Source organism: Bacillus sp. GS3m_15504, assembly GCF_055825275.1.
On record NZ_JBVVNL010000004.1, the window covers coordinates 98,829 to 118,511 of the forward strand.

General features: G+C 35.5%; 18 protein-coding genes. 7 read left to right on the plus strand and 11 right to left on the minus strand.

What is annotated here, in order from left to right:
- Positions 1-12 precede the first annotated feature (12 nt).
- The gene (locus tag AC0L0O_RS24570; RefSeq protein WP_000274352.1) at positions 13-249 is read right to left on the minus strand and encodes a hypothetical protein; all 237 of its coding nucleotides are present in this window, start codon (positions 247-249) and stop codon (positions 13-15) included.
- Positions 250-432: 183 nt separating this feature from the next.
- Here AC0L0O_RS24570 and AC0L0O_RS24575 point away from each other — a divergent pair, with 183 nt between their 5' ends.
- From AC0L0O_RS24575 to AC0L0O_RS24585, 3 genes are all read left to right on the plus strand, one after another.
- Positions 433-1,962, plus strand: a complete 1,530-nt coding sequence (locus AC0L0O_RS24575) for a cardiolipin synthase (RefSeq protein ID WP_001984717.1) — start codon at positions 433-435, stop codon at positions 1,960-1,962.
- Positions 1,963-2,089: 127 nt separating this feature from the next.
- Complete coding sequence (locus tag AC0L0O_RS24580) at positions 2,090-2,983, plus strand: ATP-binding protein (protein ID WP_000892978.1); 894 nt, start codon at positions 2,090-2,092, stop codon at positions 2,981-2,983.
- 3 nt (positions 2,984-2,986) lie between these two features.
- The gene (locus AC0L0O_RS24585) at positions 2,987-4,867 is read left to right on the plus strand and encodes a vWA domain-containing protein (protein ID WP_001248859.1); all 1,881 of its coding nucleotides are present in this window, start codon (positions 2,987-2,989) and stop codon (positions 4,865-4,867) included.
- 39 nt (positions 4,868-4,906) lie between these two features.
- Here the strand turns inward: AC0L0O_RS24585 and AC0L0O_RS24590 are convergent, their stop codons facing one another.
- The 4 genes from AC0L0O_RS24590 to AC0L0O_RS24605 form a co-directional block, all read right to left on the minus strand.
- Positions 4,907-5,329, minus strand: coding sequence for an NUDIX hydrolase (locus tag AC0L0O_RS24590; RefSeq protein WP_001189952.1), 423 nt, complete (start codon positions 5,327-5,329; stop codon positions 4,907-4,909).
- Positions 5,316-5,858 (minus strand): orotate phosphoribosyltransferase, encoded by a 543-nt coding sequence (gene pyrE, locus AC0L0O_RS24595; RefSeq protein ID WP_128295327.1) that lies wholly within the window; start codon positions 5,856-5,858, stop codon positions 5,316-5,318. Before pyrE ends, AC0L0O_RS24590 begins: the two co-directional genes overlap by 14 nt.
- Before the next feature lie 112 nt (positions 5,859-5,970).
- Positions 5,971-6,936, minus strand: a complete 966-nt coding sequence (locus tag AC0L0O_RS24600; RefSeq protein ID WP_000723139.1) for an L-threonine 3-dehydrogenase — start codon at positions 6,934-6,936, stop codon at positions 5,971-5,973.
- Between the two features lie 44 nt (positions 6,937-6,980).
- On the minus strand, positions 6,981-8,171 hold the full coding sequence (locus tag AC0L0O_RS24605) for a glycine C-acetyltransferase (RefSeq protein ID WP_000095906.1): 1,191 nt from the start codon (positions 8,169-8,171) through the stop codon (positions 6,981-6,983).
- 213 nt (positions 8,172-8,384) lie between these two features.
- On the opposite strand from AC0L0O_RS24605, the gene AC0L0O_RS24610 reads away from it, so the two are divergent.
- Entirely contained in the window at positions 8,385-9,128 is a 744-nt protein-coding gene (locus tag AC0L0O_RS24610) for a class I SAM-dependent DNA methyltransferase (protein WP_428889493.1), read from the plus strand.
- Positions 9,129-9,147: 19 nt separating this feature from the next.
- Here the strand turns inward: AC0L0O_RS24610 and AC0L0O_RS24615 are convergent, their stop codons facing one another.
- The 3 genes from AC0L0O_RS24615 to AC0L0O_RS24625 are packed head-to-tail and all read right to left on the minus strand — an operon-like array spanning position 9,148 to position 12,041.
- The gene (locus AC0L0O_RS24615) at positions 9,148-9,969 is read right to left on the minus strand and encodes an ABC transporter ATP-binding protein (RefSeq protein WP_001167965.1); all 822 of its coding nucleotides are present in this window, start codon (positions 9,967-9,969) and stop codon (positions 9,148-9,150) included.
- Between the two features lie 12 nt (positions 9,970-9,981).
- Positions 9,982-11,040, minus strand: a complete 1,059-nt coding sequence (locus tag AC0L0O_RS24620; RefSeq protein WP_000760047.1) for a FecCD family ABC transporter permease — start codon at positions 11,038-11,040, stop codon at positions 9,982-9,984.
- Positions 11,037-12,041: a FecCD family ABC transporter permease gene (locus tag AC0L0O_RS24625; protein WP_000925216.1), complete on the minus strand. Its 1,005-nt coding sequence runs from the start codon at positions 12,039-12,041 to the stop codon at positions 11,037-11,039. Before AC0L0O_RS24625 ends, AC0L0O_RS24620 begins: the two co-directional genes overlap by 4 nt.
- A 172-nt stretch (positions 12,042-12,213) precedes the next feature.
- Between AC0L0O_RS24625 and AC0L0O_RS24630 the strand changes: the two genes are divergently transcribed.
- On the plus strand, positions 12,214-13,179 hold the full coding sequence (locus AC0L0O_RS24630) for an ABC transporter substrate-binding protein (RefSeq protein ID WP_001010261.1): 966 nt from the start codon (positions 12,214-12,216) through the stop codon (positions 13,177-13,179).
- A gap of 381 nt (positions 13,180-13,560) precedes the next feature.
- Positions 13,561-14,946, plus strand: a complete 1,386-nt coding sequence (locus AC0L0O_RS24635; RefSeq protein WP_001984673.1) for a peptide MFS transporter — start codon at positions 13,561-13,563, stop codon at positions 14,944-14,946.
- A gap of 40 nt (positions 14,947-14,986) precedes the next feature.
- Here the strand turns inward: AC0L0O_RS24635 and AC0L0O_RS24640 are convergent, their stop codons facing one another.
- Complete coding sequence (locus AC0L0O_RS24640) at positions 14,987-15,166, minus strand: acid-soluble spore protein H (RefSeq protein ID WP_000382683.1); 180 nt, start codon at positions 15,164-15,166, stop codon at positions 14,987-14,989.
- 191 nt (positions 15,167-15,357) lie between these two features.
- On the minus strand, positions 15,358-15,645 hold the full coding sequence (locus AC0L0O_RS24645) for an ArsR/SmtB family transcription factor (RefSeq protein ID WP_000081429.1): 288 nt from the start codon (positions 15,643-15,645) through the stop codon (positions 15,358-15,360).
- A gap of 836 nt (positions 15,646-16,481) precedes the next feature.
- Here AC0L0O_RS24645 and AC0L0O_RS24650 point away from each other — a divergent pair.
- The gene (locus tag AC0L0O_RS24650) at positions 16,482-18,101 is read left to right on the plus strand and encodes an L-lactate permease (RefSeq protein ID WP_000109109.1); all 1,620 of its coding nucleotides are present in this window, start codon (positions 16,482-16,484) and stop codon (positions 18,099-18,101) included.
- Between the two features lie 39 nt (positions 18,102-18,140).
- On the opposite strand, the gene aspA is transcribed toward AC0L0O_RS24650, so the two are convergent.
- Positions 18,141-19,574, minus strand: a complete 1,434-nt coding sequence (gene aspA / locus AC0L0O_RS24655; RefSeq protein ID WP_000562145.1) for an aspartate ammonia-lyase — start codon at positions 19,572-19,574, stop codon at positions 18,141-18,143.
- Positions 19,575-19,683: the final 109 nt, after the last annotated feature.

Here is a 19,683-nt window from a genome sequence, read left to right on the forward strand (position 1 = left end):
CATTTTCTCATCTTAATAGGTATTGTAAGAATAATATGGATCTTGTTGGTAACCTGTATAATAAGAATAATCCGAGTAATACGGATAACCATATCCGCCATAACCAAATCCAGGGCTGAGTAATGCTCCTGCTACAAACCCTGGAAAGAAACCTCCACCAAAAAATGGTGAATGTCCAAAACCACCATGAAAACCTCCGTGACCGAAACCACCACCGTGACCAAATCCTCCAATTGGACGACCATACATTTTATTCACCTTCCTTTTCTCTTTAAAAACGTAACAATACACTGTATGTAGGACAAATGCGGAAAGTATGGGGAGATACCTACATTTTGTAAAAAATAGAAAACACTTTATAATAAAAATGTCACAGTACATCTGCTATTTAGGAAATCTATATTGAAGAAAGATTAGAGGAATTATATAGAAATGAAGAAACCTATCATCCAATTACTATTAATATTTACAATTGTATCTATCGTTCTTTTCCTATTAAATACATCTTATATTTCGTTATATACATTTGTCGGCGTTCTCTGGTCCATCACAATTGTAGGAATTTCATTCGTTATTTTTATCGAAAATAGATCTCCTCAAAGTACCTTAGCCTGGTTTTTAGTATTAGCACTTCTTCCCGTTATAGGTGTGCTTTTATACTCTATTTTCGGGCGTAGCCGTTGGAGAAGAAAAAAGCATCTCCATCGTTCAGAAGAGCAAAGAAAGTTATTCCGTGAAATATTAGAAGGAAGACGACTAGAGTTATCACTCAAAGTCCCATTAAGTGAACGCTCTGTCCATTTAACAGAAGTCGTACAAAAATTTGGAGGCGGGCCTGCAGCAGATAGAACGACTACCAAACTTTTAACAAACGGAGATCAAACATTCTCAGAAATTTTGCAAGCGATCGAGCAAGCAAAACATCACATACATATTCAATACTATATTTATAAATCTGATGAGATTGGTACAAAAGTTCGGGATGCGTTAATCAAAAAGGCAAAAGATGGTGTGATTGTACGCTTCCTTTATGATGGACTCGGAAGTAATACGTTAAGAAGACGGTTTTTACAACCTATGAAAGAAGCTGGAATTGAAATTGTTGAATTTGATCCTATTTTTTCAGCTTGGTTACTTGAAACCGTCAATTATCGTAACCACCGTAAAATCGTCATTGTAGATGGAGAAATCGGTTTTACTGGTGGACTCAACGTCGGTGATGAATATCTTGGTCGTTCAAAAAAATTTCCCATTTGGCGTGACAGTCATTTAAAAATAGAAGGAAAAGCGCTATATAAATTACAAGCAATCTTTCTAGAGGATTGGCTCTATGCATCTAGTGGATTGAATACTTATTCTTGGGATCCATTTATGAATAGACAATACTTCCCTGGTAAAGAAATTTCAAATGCAGAAGGTGCTGTGCAAATTGTAGCGAGCGGACCAAGCTCAGATGATAAAAGCATTCGCAATACATTATTAGCTGTTATGGGCTCGGCAAAAAAATCTATTTGGATTGCTACACCATACTTTATTCCAGATCAAGAAACTTTAACATTACTACGTTTAAGTGCAATATCTGGCATAGATGTACGCATTTTATATCCTGGTAAAAGTGATAGTATTATTAGTGACCAAGCATCTCAGTCCTACTTCACTCCACTTTTAAAAGCTGGTGCCTCCATTTATAGTTATAAAGATGGCTTTATGCATGCAAAAATTGTACTTGTTGATGATAAAATCGCAACAATCGGAACAGCAAATATGGACGTACGCAGCTTTGAATTGAATTACGAAATTATTAGCGTACTGTATGAATCAGAAACTGTTCATGATATTAAACGTGATTTTGAAGATGACTTTAAGCATTCTACTGAAATTAAATGGAACGCTTTCCAAAAGAGAAGTATCAAAAAACGAATATTAGAATCTTTTATGAGGCTCATTTCTCCTTTACTATAAGCAATCAATGTATTATTGATTGCTTTTTCTTTTATATTTGTCCCCTCTCCTTTTCTTTGCATACCATATTAAAACAAGTTATCATAAGATGTATTACTTTATGAAAATAATGTTAGGTGGGACATACATGTTAGAACAATTTCATATACATGCTGATTTAAAACAGCAACTTTCTACAATTCACGAAAAGAATAAACAAGAAGCTGGTGAAAATGCACATTTGATCGGTACAAAAATATATAAAGCATCTGATAATAGCATTATCGAAGATGCCATTACAGCACTTCTTCTTGGCAAAAACATTCTATTAAAAGGGCCGACTGGTAGTGGTAAAACAGTACTAGCTGAAACACTTTCTTCTTTATTCCAAAAACCAATGCATAGCATTAACTGTTCTGTCGATTTAGATGTAGAAGGTATTTTAGGATACAACACACTACAAACGAAAGATGGCGCATCTGAAGTTACATTCGTTAATGGTCCTCTTATGAAAGCAATGAAGAACGGCCATTTCCTATATATTGATGAAATCAATATGGCAAAACCTGAAACGTTACCACTTCTTCACGGTGCATTAGATTACCGTAAAATGATTACAAATCCATTTACACAAGAAGTTGTATACGGTGATGATGAGTATCGTGTAATCGCAGCAATTAATGAAGGCTACGTTGGAACAAGTGAACTAAACGAAGCGTTAAAAAACCGTTTCGTTATTATTGAAGTTCCTTACATCCAAGGTGATACATTAAAAGAACTATTATTAGCAGAATCAAAACTAAAAGATGTTGCAACAATTGAAAAGTTCGTTGCATTTGCAAGCGATCTTATGCCTTTAGCTCGTGATGGCCGCGTAAGTGAAGAAGCAGCAAGTATTCGTGGCATTATCGATGCATGTGATTTAGGTGTATATATTCCTGTTATGCGTGCAATTGAACGTAGTATTATCGCAAAATTAAACGATGAAACAGAACAAATGACTGTCCGTGAATTAGCAGAAAGTTATTTCTTTGAGGGATAATTTATGAGACAAATTTTTAGTGACAAAAAAATTGATGCGTCGCTGTTTCTACAAATGGAAAACTTAATGTATGCTCTTCTCAAAGAAGACGATGCCTACCTTGAGTATGGCTATAAAGCATACTACGACGAAATTGAAAAAAAGGTTGTCATTAGTCACTTTTGGGATGATCGAAAAGAAGAGGATACAGTAATCGGATTAAAAAGCGAAGTGTTTTTAAAAGCACTTGGTAATAAACATTACTCGGACATGACTTTAATTCGTTCTTATGCAATTGAATTACAAGAATCACCCTTAAAAAAGTTTTTAACACAATTATTTGTTCTATTAGAAGATTTACGTGTTGAGGAAATCGTAAAAAACTTACGCCCTGGCACAAAGCATGTTTTTAAAAGAAGAAAAGAAATGTATCGCAATTACTTTAGCTCACAAAATGAAATCAATCGCGTTCGTAACTATCACGGTGATCGTCTATTTTGTCTATGCTATCTTTCATTAACGAGCGATAAATATGAAATGTTTAATAATGAATATTTCGAGCAAATTGAAGCTATTCTGCATGAAACATTCCAAGCTCGTAATACAGAAGATATTATGTATATCGTTGAGAAAATTCGCTATCGTTTAGAGGAGCTTCTTGAAAGTGATATGCTTAACAATTATTTCGGACATGCTCCGCTCTACTTATCTGTTATTGCAGATGAGAAAGACAGCCGTCCTGAAAAATTAGCAAATGATGATACGCAAATCGTTGATGATGAAAATAAAAATAAAATGAATGAAAGCTTCTCGACATGGCATCGTGAAAATAAAAACAATGAAAACGAGAACTTTTTACGCTTTGAATTAGAAAGCGGTACAAAAACAAATATGATGGGTGACACTGCTCGCGAATCAGAAGATGGTGACCAAGCACTTGGTTCTGTACAAGGTACTTCTCAAAAAAGTACACAATCTAACTTTGATGGTGCTGATACAGAAGAAGCAAGAGCTTCACACGCTTCTAGTCAAAATGATGGTGCATACGGTAAGTATAACGTTGGTGCTTCTCATACATTTAAAGAAGCTCGCAAATCAACTCCTGACGAGAAAAAGGATTACCAAGCCATCAAATCAGTGGTTAATAAAGATGTAAAAGAATTAAAGAAAATTATCGAAAAAACGATTGAAAATAAGACGAATGCAAATAGTGATAAATATTACGGAAGACTTCGTAAGAAATTCCTTCGTATTTATACTGAAAAGCAGCCGCGCATGTTTTATAAAAAAGGACAAGAATCGCAAGAGCTTGACGTTGCATTCCAACTGTTAGTGGACTGTTCTGGTTCTATGTATAACAAGATGGAAGAAACGAAAAAGAGTGTGGTTCTATTCCATGAAGCGTTAAAATCTTTAAAAATCCCGCACGCTATTAGCGGATTTTGGGAAGATGCTTCTAGTGCGAAACCTGAAGATAAACCGAACGTTATCCATGAAGTTGTAACGTATAAAAACTCAACGTTACCAAACGTTGGTCCCGAAATTATGCAGCTTCGCGAAGAAGAAGATAACCGCGATGGATATATCATTCGGATCGTTTCTGAAAAGCTTGCAAAAAGACCAGAAAAGCATAAATTCTTACTTGTCTTCACAGACGGTGAGCCTTCTGCTTTAGACTATCAACAAGACGGTATTTTAGATACGCATGAAGCTGTTAAACTCGCGCGTAAAAGCGGAATGGAAGTAATCGGTATCTTCATCGAAGAAGGCGAAGCGAAAGAAGCAACTTATCAATTAATGAAGAACATTTATAACCATCACTTCTTAGTTGCAAATCACGCTGAAGATTTACGTTTGAAGATTAAACCACTACTGAAAAAGTTATTACTGAAGACGATTGAATAGAAAAAACAGGAGCAACAACGCTCCTGTTTTTTCTTTTAATCATTTTGTTTCTGGTTGAAACTTATATGGAATGGCTACTTCTAATAATGAATCGAATCCTCCATCGTAGAATGGGAATCGTTCATTTGCAATTGCTCTGTCCACCCACTCTATTGCGGAAATTTCTCCTTCATCTGCTGCAACAAGTTCACCTTTTACTACATGCGCTCGAAATGTAAATAATAGCGCATGATTCCCTGGCTCTTCAAAGAATTTTTCATTAATCGCAACAAGTCCACCTGCCACAGCAGTTAAACCTGTCTCTTCTTTTACTTCCCTTACTAAAGCTTCCTCTAACGTTTCACCCTTTTCAACAGCCCCACCCGGCAATGACCAAACATTTTGTTCTACATTATGTACCATTAATATTTTATCTGTTTCTTCGTCATGTATGAGTGCGTATACGACATCAACTCTTTGCATGTTGCTTTTCTCCTTCAATTAACTCATCCATTGTAAATAAAGAATGTAGCTGTAAGTCATCTTCTAATAAGTTTTCTCTTCCCTCTTTTGTTCGTTCGATTACGCCCAGAACATGATTTACTTTCGCACCGAGTTTTCTTAACTCTTTCGTACTTAATAATATTTGACCGCCTGTCGTAATGACATCTTCAACAACACAAACATTTTTCCCAATAATATCAACGCCTTCTGCTAACTTACATGTACCGTACTTCTTCGCTTCTTTTCTTACAAATACAACTGGTATACCCGTTTGTAAAGATAATGCTGTTGCTACTGGAATTCCTCCCATCTCTAAGCCTGCGAGCACTTCTATCTCAGGAGGAATGAGCTCTTTCAATTGTTTAGCAATTTCTACTAACAATGCTGGATTAGATTCAAATAAGTACTTATCAAAGTATTGATTTGATACTTGTCCTGATCGAAGTTTAAATGTTCCCGTTAAACGTGACGTATTGTAAATTTCCTTTGCTAACTCCCATTTCTCCACTTCCAGTCTCCCCTTTACACACAAATTACCTCATTCTATCACACTTGTAATTATTTGTATATTCCTAAAATACAAATAAAAAGGGTCGATTCCTAAGAATCGACCCTTCCTATTAATTCATCACTAACTCAGCTGTGAGCTTTTTTTTTAACTTAGCCAACATGTCCGTTGTCATTTTGTCTAAATCGTATTCTGCTTTAAAGCCCCATTCTTTCATTGCTGCTGTTGCATCAATAGAGTTTGGCCAACTATCAGCGATTGTTTGACGAGCTGGATCTACGGCGTAGTCCATTGTAAACGTCGGAATGTGTTTACGAATTGATGCTGCGATTTGCTCTGGCTCAAAGCTCATTGCTGTAATATTAAATGCATTTCTATGCACAAGTTTACTTGGATCAGCTTCCATTAATGAAATGATCGCTTGTAAAGCATCTGGCATGTACATCATATCCATGTATGTTCCTTCTGCAATGTATGAGGTGTATGTGCCTTTTTTAATCGCCTCATAATAAATTTCAACTGCATAGTCAGTTGTTCCGCCTCCTGGAGGAGCTACGTAAGAAATTAAGCCTGGGAAACGGACACCACGCGTATCAACGCCAAACTTTTGATGATAATAATCACATAGTAATTCTCCTGCTACTTTGTTTACCCCATACATCGTAGTAGGACGTTGAATTGTATCTTGTGGTGTATTATCTTTCGGCGTTGATGGACCGAATGCACCGATAGAACTTGGCGTGAAGAATTTACAGTTTAATTCACGAGCTGCTTCTAATGCATTTACAAGTCCGCCCATATTTAAATTCCATGCAAATAACGGATTTTTTTCTGCTGTTGCTGAAAGTAAAGCTGCTAAATGAATAATTGTATCTACTTCATTACGCTTTGCAATATCATGTAGTTTTTGTCCATCTGTTACATCTAACGTTTCAAATGGACCAGACGTTACTACTTCACTATCTGTTTCACGAATATCTGTTGCAATAACATTTGATGCGCCGTATACATCACGAAGTTTCATTACTAGTTCAGAACCAATTTGCCCTAAAGAACCGGTTACTAGAATTTTTTTCATTTTCCCCACTCCTCATTTGCAAGCTATTCAAAAGATGTCGTTACTTAAATGATGCCCATTTCTTTCCCTACTTTTTCATACTTACGAATTGCTTCATCTAACATTTCTTTCGTATGAGCTGCTGTAGGCATATTACGAACGCGTCCGGTTCCTTTAGCTACAGTTGGGAACACGATAGATTTTGCATATACGCCTTCTTCATTTAAACGTTTACTAAATTCTTGTGTTAATACTTCGTCACCAATAATACAAGGTGTAATTGGCGTTTCACTTTCCCCGATGTTAAAGCCAAGTTCTTTTAACCCTTGTTTTAAATAGCGACCATTTTCCCATAAACGATCGTGCAACTCTGTGCTTTCCATTAAGATTTCAATTGATCTCATGCAAGCTGCTGCATCAGCTGGTGTTAATGCTGTAGAGAATAAGAATGGACGTGAACGAACTTTTAACCAGTCAATTAAGTTTTGTTTCCCTGCTACATACCCACCAATTACCCCAATTGCTTTTGATAATGTACCAATTTGGAAATCAACTTTATCAGACAGACCGAAGTGCTTTACCGTTCCTGCACCTTTTCCAAGTACACCTGAACCGTGTGCATCGTCTACGTATGTCATTAAATCTAATTCTTCCGCAATCTCAACAATTTCTGGTAGTTTTGCAACATCTCCATCCATTGAAAAGACACCGTCTGTAATTACCATTAATTTATTGTAAAGACCTGATTCTTTCGCCGCGATTGCTTTTTGGCGTAAATCTTCCATATCAGAATGTTTATAAACAATAATTTTTGCTTTTGATAGACGACTACCATCAATAATAGAAGCATGGTTTAACTCGTCTGAAAGAATCGCATCATTTTTATCCATAACGGCTGAAATTGCTGCCATATTACAATTAAATCCTGATTGATAAGCAATCGCTGCTTCTGTATGTTTAAACTTTGCAATTGTTTCTTCTAATTTAATATGCAAATCTAAAGTACCGTTAATTGTACGAACCGCTCCTGCCCCAACACCGTACTTATGAATTGCACCAATTGCTGCTTCTTGCAAACGGCTATCTGTTGCTAATCCAAGATAGTTGTTTGAAGATAAGTTAATATATTCTTTTCCGCCAATTGTAATGATCGGTCCATTTGAACTTTCAAGCGGATCAATTACGTTATAAAGCCCCTTTGATTTTAAATCCTCTAAATTTTCTTCTAAAAATTTCGCAAGTGTTTTACTAGACATCGTGAAGCCTCCCATCGTTCATGTAAGCGAATTATTGTCTTAATAGTTCTAATAATCCCTCTACTAGCTTAACACGTTTTCAGAATTTATTATAGAAAAATAGTTTAAAGTAACCGCTTACAATTCTAGATTATATACGATTCATTACAAGAAATCTATCATTTACTTTTCATATTTGGTAGAATTAAAAAAATATGTAAGGGGGCTTCAATCATGGTATTTACTGAATCTGATGTATATAATAACGAAGCATTTTTTAAACAATATATGAAACGAAGATACCGAGAAAATAGCCCAAATGAATCACTAGAAAAACCAGCCTTCTTTCAACTCATTGGTGATGTGAAAGGAAAGAAAATCCTTGATTTAGGCTGCGGTGACGCAAAATTTGGCAAGGAATTATTAGAAAAAGACTGCCACTCTTACACTGGTATTGAAGGCTCCGAACTTATGTATGAAAAAGCTAAAAAACAACTAGAAAATAAAAATGGGATCTTCCATTTTTTAAACCTCAAAGACTACACATACCCTCCTGCTACTTTTGATTTAGTAACATCTAGACTCGCCTTACATTATATCGAACATCTTCCTATCATTTTTCAAAATGTGTACGAAACGTTAAAAACAAATGGAACCTTTACTTTTAGTGTCCAACACCCTGTTATTACTTCTTCCTTTGAAAGCTTGCAAACGAGCGGAAAGAGAACGAGCTGGCTCGTCGATGATTATTTTAAAACAGGAAAACGCGTTGAACCTTGGATTGATCAAGAAGTTATTAAATATCACCGCACAACGGAAGAATATTTTACACTATTACAACAAGCTGGATTTACAATTACAAATTTAAAAGAAGCTACACCAAATCAAACTTATTTTCAAAGCGCGGAAGAATATGAACGTCGTTTACGTATTCCCCTCTTTCTCTTATTCTCTTGCCGAAAATACAAAAGACGATGATTCCTCATCGTCTTTTTCTTTATCTCATTGCATGAGCAACTTCTTTACGTACACGTCTTCCTTTTCCATGTGGGATACAAAGTGGCGTCCCAAATAACGGATCCGTACTAATTTGACATTCCATTCGGAATACATCACGTACTAGTTTCTCATCTACTACTTCTTCTGGCTTACCTTGTGCATATATTTGTTTATCTTGAATGGCTACAATATTATCTGCATAACGGCATGCTAAATTTAAATCGTGTAGTACCATAACAATTGTTCTTTGTTCTGTTTCATTTAATTCGAATAATAAATCTAGCACTTCAATTTGGTGAGTCATATCTAAATAGGTAGTAGGCTCATCCAATAAAATAATATCGGTATCTTGTGCAAGCGTCATTGCAATCCAAGCCCGTTGGCGTTGTCCACCTGAAAGAGCATGCACATCACGCTCAGCAAATTCTGTCATACCTGTTGCTGCAAGTGCATTCTGTACCATTTCCTCATCTTTTTCTGACCATTGCTTCAGCCATGTTTGATACGGATAACGTCCTTGCTTTACAAGTTGTAATACTGTAAGCCCTTCTGGCGCTTGCGGTCCTTGCGGTAAAATTGCCATTTGACGAGCAATTTGCTTCGTTTGCATACTTTGAATGGCTTGATTATCTAACAAAATGTCACCAGTTGTTGGTTTTAATAATCTAGCTAATGAACGCAATAAAGTTGATTTCCCACAACCGTTAGAACCAATGAAGATTGTAATTTCACCTTTTGGAATTTCTAAATTCAACTCATCAATAATAATTGTTTCACCATAAGACAACGTCAAACGTTTCGTCTCCAATGCTTTTTGCATATTCATCTTCCTTTATGAATTCCGACTTTTATAAAGTAAATAAATAAAATAAGGTGCACCAATTGCTGATGTAAATACCCCTGCTGGAATTTCAAGTGGGGTGAAAACTGTACGCCCAATTAAATCTGCAGCAAGTACTAAAATTGCACCAACAATAGCCGCAACTGGGAGTAATGCACCGTATAAAGAACCAACTAGTCTTCGTGAAATATGAGGTGCCATTAAACCGACAAATCCAATTCCTCCAGCAAAGGCAACGGCTCCACCAATTAAAGCTGTACTAAGTAATAACATAAATATGCGTGACTTCGTTAAAGGAACACCAAGCCCTACCGCAATATCATCCCCTAGCTCTTGTGCATTTAAATGTCTAGCAGCTATAAACGATATTACCGTTAAAATGAGAACCCACGGCGCAAGTACCATGACATTTTGCCAAGAAGAACCGTAAACAGTGCCTGTAATCCATACATTCGCTTGACTCGCTTGGTAAATTGGCGCTAACAACATAAACAAAGTCGTTGCCGCTTTCGTTAATGCCCAAAAACCAACACCAATTAAAACAAGACTAATCGGTGATAATCCGTCATTTCTCCATGCAAATAAATATACAAAAAGTGCTACAATCGTTGCCCCAATAAAAGCTGCTAACGGCATATAATGAATGCTTACAGTTAGCGCATTATTTTTATCACTAAATATAGCTAAAAATAATACAACTGCAACACTTGCACCACCTGTAATCCCGATGATATCCGGAGAAGCAAGTGGATTTCGAACGAGCCCTTGTAAAATACATCCTGCTACAGCAAGTGCGATTCCTACAAGGATAGCAATTAAAATACGAGGCATACGAAACTTATTTACAACCATATTTGACATCGCATCGCCATTTCCAGTAATCGCTTGCCATACATCATAAGGAGCAATTTTCATGTCTCCCATACCTGCACTCGCAAAAAATAATCCAATTAAAACAACTAGTAAACTGAATAAGACGAGACAAGCTCGTTTATACATTAAAAACGAGAGCTCGCCTTTTCCTATACGGAACGGAATATACTTCTTCATTTGCTAAGCCCTCTCTTACGTGCAATATAAATAAAGAATGGGGCCCCGATAAATGCTGTCATAACCCCTACTGGTACTTCTTGTGGCATAATGACATATCTTGCTGCTATATCAGCTAAAATCAATAGTATTGCACCTAACAAGCCACTATACGGTACTCTCCATCTGTGATCTACTCCAACAAGAAATCTGGCAAAATGCGGGGTAACAATACCAATAAATCCAATCGGACCAGCGACCGCAACTGAACCACCAGATAACAGGACAATAATAAGTAGTACGAATGATTTCATTAAAATCGTTCTTTGACCAAGTCCTTTTGCAACGTCTTCCCCCATCATTAATGTATTTACTTTCCCTGCCATCATAATAGATGCAATCCAGCCTATTAATAAATACGGGAATACTGATTGTAAAATTTCTAACTTTCTTCCTTGCACAGATCCGGCAAGCCAAAATAATACTTCTTCAAGCGCCTTTTCATTTAACACAAGTAATCCTTGTGTTAATGATGAAAATAACGCACTAATTGCGACCCCTGCTAACGTTAATTTAAGAGGCGTTGTCCCCTCTTTTCCTAAAGAACTAGAAGCAAATACAAGTACAGCTGCAATTGCTGCCCCTAAGAAGGCAATCCACGTGAAAGCTGATAATGATGTCACGGAAAAAATAACAATTGCTACAACTATGAAGAAAGCAGCACCTGAATTTAATCCAATAAAATCTGGAGAAGCAAGTGGATTTTTCGTTAAAGTTTGCATAAGACAACCTGCAATGGCTAAACTAGCACCAACACTCGCTGCAATTAATGCCCTTGGTAGACGCACATTTTGAATAATAATATGTTCATTGGACCCATTAAAATGGAAAAAAGCATCTAACGCTAATTTCCAACTTGTATTTGTATATCCGAAAATAATACTTCCCCAAATACAAGTAATGACTGCAATGATCCCAACAAATAATCCAATCCATTTTGCTCGATTTGTTTTTAATAACATGCAGCGTTTCCCCTTCAATGTATAATGATACGTTGTAAGTGTATTTCAACTTAATTCTCATTGTCAACGGAAATGAGAATTATTTTCAACCGTATGTATTGACAATCTAAAGATAAAGGCTTAATATCATGCTTGCTATTGAAAAAAATTCTCACTATGTAGGGGGTACATAATGAATTTCATGCGAAAGAAATCGTTTACAGTATTTGTATTTTTATTAGCCTTTTCACTGCTTTTAAGTGCTTGTGGAAAATCAAATACGAAAGAAGAATCAAAAGAAGATACGAAAAAAGAAATGATTCCTGTGGAACATGCAATGGGTAAAACAGAAGTTCCTGCTAATCCAAAACGTGTAGTCATTTTAACAAATGAAGGTACTGAAGCTTTACTTGAATTAGGTGTAAAACCAGTTGGGGCTGTAAAATCTTGGACTGGTGATCCATGGTATCCACATATTAAAGATAAAATGAAAGATGTAAAAGTTGTTGGTGATGAAGGACAAGTGAACGTAGAAACAATCGCTTCTTTAAAACCAGACTTAATTATCGGTAACAAAATGCGTCACGAAAAAGTGTACGAGCAACTAAAAGCAATTGCACCTACTGTGTTCTCTGAAACATTACGCGGTGAATGGAAAGATAACTTCAAGTTTTATGCGAAAGCATTAAATAAAGAAAAAGATGGCCAAAAGGTTTTAGCTGATTACGATAAACGTATGAAAGATTTAAAAGCTAAACTAGGTGATAAGGTAAATCAAGAAATCTCTATGGTTCGCTTCATGCCTGGTGATGTTCGTATTTATCATGGTGATACATTCTCTGGTGTTATTTTAAAAGAACTTGGCTTTAAACGTCCTGGCGATCAAAATAAAGATGACTTCGCAGAGCGTAACGTATCTAAAGAGCGTATTTCTGCAATGGATGGTGATGTATTATTCTACTTCACATTCGATAAAGGAAACGAGAAAAAAGGCTCTGAATTAGAAAAAGAATATATAAATGATCCTCTATTTAAAAATTTAAATGCAGTAAAAAATGGTAAAGCATACAAAGTTGACGACGTTATTTGGAATACAGCTGGTGGTGTAATGGCTGCTAACCTACTATTAGATGATATCGAAAAACGCTTTGTTAAATAATATTTCCCTAACCAGCTCCCCTTCTATGGAGCTGGTTATTTTTCAATTCACTTAAATGTCACATTATTTCATTTTGTATTTTTATTCCCAATATGTTATATTATAAAAGTAAATAGAATATATTTTCTCTATATCATAATAAATATTTTAATCTAAATTTTCTGATTAATCACTATTTTATTTTCTTTTAGAATTCAATTATTACATTTGAAAACGCTTATCATCTTGTTTTCAGGGCAAAATACAGTAACGGTCGAAGTAAAATAGAACTTTTTTAGAAATTTTCTTTCTATTTCCATATAATTCTATTGACTTCTAAATATTTTGTAAATTAAAATGATTACATAAATATCCGTTATACAGGATTAGGGGGAAACAAAAATGGATGCAGCTTTAAAATTAGACAAAGCTGGAGAGCAACAATCACCAAAAAAACATCCACCAGGATTATATTTGTTGTTCTTAACAGAAATGTGGGAAAGATTTAGTTATTATGGAATGCGTGGCCTTTTAGTTCTTTATTTAACGACTGCTGCTGTTAGTGGCGGGTTAGGATTTGATAAGGCGTTTGCAGTGCAATTATATGGTACTTTTACAGCGGCAGTATATTTCATGCCAATTATAGGTGGATGGCTAACGGATCATTATATTACAAGACGTCATGCCATTACTCTCGGCGGAATTATTATGGCAATCGGCAACTTTGTACTATTCTCAATGAATACAAAAACAGGACTATTTCTAGGATTAATACTATTAGTTATTGGTAATGGGTTCTTCAAACCAAATATTTCTACACTGTTAGGTGAATTGTATAGTGAAAATGATTCACGTCGTGACAGTGCATTTACTATCTTCTATATGGGTATTAACGTAGGTGCTTTCTTCGCTCCACTTATTTGTGGATTTTTAGCAGAAGATTTCTTTAAAACAAGCGTTGATGGCGTTATGGTTATGGGATATAAATACGGATTCTTAGCAGCTTGTATCGGTATGATTATTGGACAAATTGTTTTCAACTTATTAGCTCCTCGCTATCTTGGTACAGCAGGAACAACAGTTGTTGGTAAAAAAAACAAAAATCAACCTGCAATCGAAAAGAAACCTTTAACAAAACAAGAAAAAAACCGCACTTGGGCAATTGTAATTTTAACTTGTTTCGTAGTATTCTTCTGGGCAGGCTTTGAACAAGCTGGTAGTTCTTTAACACTTTATACAGATAAATTTGTTGATCGTACAATTTTTGGATGGGAAATTCCAACATCTTGGTTCCAATCTGTTAATCCAGCGTTCATCGTACTACTTGCACCATTCGTATCTATGCTATGGTTAAAACTTTCTAAATCAAAGCGTGGCGATTTAAAAATACCAACAAAAATGGCATTTGGTATGATTTTACTAGGTATAGGTTACCTTGTTTTAACATTAGCGGTTCTAAAAACTGGAAGTAGTGAAGCTGATATAACTGTTAAAGCAAACTTATTATTCATCGTTATCACTTATATGTTCCATACAATTGGAGAACTATTCTTATCACCAATCGGTCTATCAATGGTAAGTGCAATTGCACCTGTTAAATTAGCATCATTATTAATGGGTGTATGGTTAGCAGGTTCAGGTATGGCTAACTGGTTAGCTGGTAAACTGGCTTCCTTTACACAATCATTAGGATATCTTGAAGTATTTGCAAGTATCGGTATTATTGTTATCGTCTTAGGGTTTGTACTTCTTCTCTGCTCTAAAAAAGTTGCAAGTATGATGGAATAACACAAAAAAGACGCTTCTAAAATTAGAAGCGTCTTTTCTATTACTTCTCCTCTAAAGCCGTCACGTTCACGTGAACGCTTTCTCCAGGATTAGATACATCATACACTTGAGCAACCCCACTCTGCTCGTCACAGCTCTCAATCCATACCGGTACGCCTTCATATGTAACGTCGATTCTACTTGAAGAAGATAAAATTTGTTTCACACGTTTTACATCCATTCTACTATCCCTCCTTTTACTTATTACACTCCTTTCTATCTTTTCTTTTCCTTTTAGAATATATTCCATATAGCAACATTTTAATGGTTAGCCTTTTTTCCTTACATATTAACATTCTTTCTTATATCACCTTTCTAACAAATAAAAAAAGACGTATATCCCACACGTCTTTTTTCCATAATATTCAAATTTTAAGAAAATAATGTTTTTACTACTTCACTTACTTTATCATTATGAATTTGATAATACACTTCTAGTCCTCGTCGTTCAAAGCGTACTACTTTATTTTGTTTTAATTTCGTTAAATGTTGTGAAACTGTTGATTGCGGAATTTCTAACACTTCCTGTAATTGTGTTACATTACATGTTCCACGTTGCATTAATTCCATTACTAGACGTAGACGCAACGGATGCGCTAACGCTCTTAACATTTGTACATCTTCTTCTGAAATACGACATTCGAATTGATTTTGGCTCATAAAGTTCCCCTCATTTTCGTTTTTATTTTCTTTTTATTTATTTATATATCTGTTCTTATATTTCCTGTTACGACATAACTTTATCAACCTATAAAGCTGAAAATTTTTTCCACCTTAACCAGCAAAGAACTCAGGAAAAATTCCTTGCTGATTTTGAATATTATACTATATGATATAACGAAAAAGCAAAATAACGGGCTGCAAATACTTTGCTTGCAAACGTTGTTTTATCAGGCTTTTTGTTATATTTTCACCTCATTGCAACGTACAGTAATTATATTGTAAAATACCGTCTATAATTGATAACCTATCGTAACGTTTTGGGGTTATATTTAACCTCTTTGTTATGCTAAAAGGAATTTTCAGTAAAAAGAGATATCATAACATTAAATTTTAACTTATTGCTTTTTTAAATAGTATTCAATAACTTAAACTGTGATGAAATCCTTCCTATTAAATATATTTATTTTCCCTTTCTGACTTGATCAAATAAGGCAAGCTGTACCAACCTAGCAAATATTACACACTTCAACATACTTTCTCATATTCGATACAAAGACGGTCTCTACTATAGAACTGTAGAATCAATAATGTATATACAACTGAAAGAAAAGAATATGCAAATAATTTATCCCGCCCACTCAAATAGAATTGGGTGGGCTTTTTGTCTACTTTATGAACAAAGCATTTCTTTTAACACTATTATGGAATAATTATACTTTTTTACGTTGACAATAGTGTTGAAGGAGAATATACTAAGCTTGTAAGTTGATTGTGAATAGTTTCACAAATAATGTGAATTTCTTCACATAAAATAGATAGGAGTTGTCATTATTATGAGTACTTGGACACAAATTTATGACCCATTAAACAATATTTGGTTATCTGCTCTAATCGCAGCACTTCCAATTTTCTGCTTCATCATTTGTTTAATGGGACTAAAAATGAAAAGTTATATCGCTGGTCTTTACAGTGTGATTGTCGCTATTATTCTTGCTATATTCGTTTATAAAATGCCAGCAACAGTAGCTGTAGCATCTGCCGGATTCGGTATTTTATCTGGATTTTATCCAATATGTACTATCGTTATCGCAGCAATTTTCCTTTACAAATTAACTGTTAAAACAGAACAATTCAACATCATTCGTGATAGCATTTCAAGCATTACAAATGATCAACGTTTACAAGTATTATTAATTGCTTATTCTTTCGGTGCTTTCTTAGAAGGCGCAGCTGGTCTAGGTGTTCCAGTTGCTATTACAGCTGCACTACTTGTAGGTATGGGCTTTAATCCATTAAAAGCAGCAGGTATTTGTTTAGTAGCTAACATCGCTGGTGGTGCTATGGGTGCTATGGGTATCCCAGTTACAGTACCAGCACAATTAACTGAACTTGATGCATTAACTATCGGTCGTCAAACTGTTCTTATTCTACCTTTCATTAGTATTGTATTACCTTTCTTACTTGTTTCAATGGTCGATGGAATTAAAGGTATTAAAGAAACTTGGCAAGGTATTCTTGTAAGTGGTATTTCTTTCGCAATTACTCAGTTCGTTGTAACTTACTTCTTAGGTGCAGAACTTACTAATATTTTCGCAGCCGTTGTAAGTATGATCTCTCTTGCATTATTCTTACGTGTTTGGCAGCCAAAATCTTCTACTAAAGAAGAAAAACAAGAAGAAAAAGAATCTCATACATTCAATCAAATTTTATATGCTTGGTCTCCATTCGTATTCTTAACTGCATTCGTAACAATCTTTAATTTAAAACCAATTAAAGCGTTATTTGCTCCGGATGGTGCACTAGCAAACTTAGTATTTAACATTCAATTCCCTGGTCTTCATAATGCTGTTATGAAAACTACACCAATTACAAAAGCTGATACACCTTTCGCAGCTGTTTTCAAATTTGATGTATTCTCATCTACAACTACTGCAATCGTATTAGCAATTATCGTTTCACTTATCGTGTACCGCGTTAAAGGTAAAATGATTAAAGAATTAATGGTTGAAACAATAAAAGAACTAAAAGCTCCAGTATATACAATCTGTAGCGTTATCGCTTTAGCTTACGTAGAGAACTACTCTGGTATGTCATCTACACTTGGACTTGCATTCTCTTCTACTGGTAATGCATTCCCAATTCTTTCTCCAATCTTAGGATGGATCGGCGTATTCATTACAGGATCAGTAGTATCAAGTGGTTCATTATTCGCACCGCTTCAAGCAGTAACTGCAGATCAATTAAACATCGTTCCTTCTACTCTTGTTGCCTTAAACGTAGTAGGTGGTACAATGGCAAAAATGGTTTCACCTCAATCTGTAGCAGTTGCTTGTGCAGCAGTTGGACTAGTTGGTAAAGAATCTGCCCTATTTAAAACAGCAATGAAATACAGTTTAATCTTCTTAGCTATCATTAGCTTACTTCAATTAAACGCTGTATTTAATATCTTTTAAAAATAAAACACCGATCCAAATGGATCGGTGTTTTTCACATTACATCTTCTTATCCTTTAATAAAGAAGCCCCAGCAATTTCAGGATGCGTCATTTCGAATGGATCTAAAATAATATCCAATTCTTCTTCTGTCAGTACACCATGTTCTAAACATAACTCCCTAACAGATTTTCCTGTTTCAATCGCTTCACGTGCAATGCGAGATGCTGCTTCATAACCAATATGAGGGTTAACTGCTGTAATAATTCCAACACTTTTCTCAACATATTGCTTCAGCAATTCTTCATTTGCTGTAATTCCTTTAATACAATATTCACGGAATACACGGAATCCGTTATTCATAATACTAATAGATTGAATTAAATTAAATACAAGCACCGGCTCCATTACGTTGAGCTCCAATTGTCCGGCTTCTGACGCTAAGCAAATTGTATGATCATTACCAATTACTTGGAAAGCCACTTGATTAATTACTTCTGCCATAACAGGATTTACTTTACCCGGCATAATAGATGAACCTGGTTGGCGAGCTGGTAATTGAATTTCCGCCAATCCAACACGTGGACCAGATGCCATAATACGAAGGTCATTCGCAATTTTAGACATATTCATCATACATACTTTTAATGCTGCAGATACTTCTGTGTATGCATCTGTATTTTGCGTTGCATCAACCAAATGCTCTGCACCAACAAGTGGGAATCCGCTAAATGTTCGCAAGTGTTTAACCACTTGTTCAATGTACGTAGGGTTTGCATTTAATCCCGTACCAACAGCTGTCGCCCCCATATTCACTTCATATAAATGTTGGCGAGACTGTTTAATTCTTTTTATATCACGCGCAAGCACTCGGCTATACGCTTCAAATTCTTGACCAAGACGAATCGGCACAGCATCTTGTAAATGTGTACGTCCCATTTTAATGACGTGATCGAACTCTTTTGCTTTTGCACGAAAAGCAGCATGAAGTTCTTCCATTGTAATAAGAAGTTCTTCTAACATCATAAGAGTTGCAATATGAATCCCCGTTGGAAACGCATCATTCGTTGATTGAGCCATGTTTACATGCGTATTTGGGCTAATTTTTGCATACTCGCCTTTTTCATATCCCATACGTTCTAACGCTCGATTAGCGATTACTTCGTTTGTATTCATATTAATAGAAGTTCCAGCACCACCTTGAATTGGATCCACAATAAATTGATCATGGAACTTTCCATCAACAATCTCTTGCGCTGCCTCCGCAATTTCATGTCCAATATCTTTCGCTAAGTATCCAGTATCCATATTTGCAAGTGCCGCCGCTTTTTTCACAATTGCCATTGCCGTAATGAGTGACGGATGAATGCGATATCCTGTAATCGGGAAGTTTTCTACAGCGCGTAATGTTTGTACACCGTAATAAGCTATACTTGGTACTTCCTTTTCACCTAAAAAGTCTTTTTCTATACGTATATCCTTCGTTGCTATCATTTTCATCACCTATACTTTTCATTCTAAATCCCTATTTAAAAAATTCGCCCTCTAAAAACACGAGTATCATGTAGAAGAATTTTTCAGTGTCCACCTTCACTATATAGCA